General features: G+C 46.9%; 2 protein-coding genes. Both read left to right on the top strand.

Features of this window, described 5'->3' with window-relative positions; genetic code table 11:
- Positions 1–360, top strand: a 360-nt coding sequence (locus tag R7Q11_RS26210) for a pyridoxine 5'-phosphate synthase (protein WP_225467003.1), incomplete at its 5' end; no start/stop codon positions are given.
- 13 nt (positions 361–373) lie between these two features.
- Positions 374–720: holo-ACP synthase (gene acpS, locus R7Q11_RS26205; RefSeq protein ID WP_225467002.1), on the top strand; the 347-nt coding region annotated here is incomplete at its 3' end.

Raw genomic sequence — 720 nt, 5'->3', positions numbered from 1 at the left:
GAAGCAGGCATTAAAGTTTCTCTGTTTATTGATGCGGATCGTCAGCAAATTGAAGCGGCGAAGCAGTGTGGTGCACCATTTATCGAGCTTCATACTGGTCATTACGCTGATGCAGAAACAGAAGAAGAGCAACAAGCAGAATTGAAGAAGATTGCTGCGGGTGCAAGTTACGCTGATGACCTTGGTATTATTGTGAACGCTGGCCACGGTCTGACTTACCACAACGTGGCACCAATTGCTGCGCTACCAGAAATTTACGAGTTGAACATTGGTCACTCTATCATTGGCCGTGCAGTGTTTGATGGCCTAGAAAAGTCTGTGGCAGAGATGAAAGCACTGATGATCGCGGCACGCAAATAACTAGGTTCTACGAATGGCTATTTTAGGTTTAGGAACCGACATTGCTGAAATCGAGCGTATAGAGAAAGCGCTAGGCCGCAGTGGTGAACCTTTTGCTCGACGTATTCTCTCTGAGGATGAAATGGCAAAGTTTTCGCAACTTAAGCAGCAAGGGCGTTATCTTGCTAAGCGTTTTGCCGCTAAAGAGGCAGCATCGAAAGCGCTAGGTACGGGGATTGCTCAAGGCGTGACTTTCCATGATTTTACCGTCTCGAATGATGAGTTGGGTAAGCCAATTTTAATGCTGTCTGGCGTGGCTCAAAAAATGGCGCAGACGATGGGCGTTAATCACGTGCACTTATCCATTTCTGATGAGCGTCA

It is taken from the genome of Vibrio sp. 970, from assembly GCF_033339075.1.
Note: the sequence above shows the minus strand (reverse complement) of the source record. Positions and strands in the feature narration are given on the sequence as shown.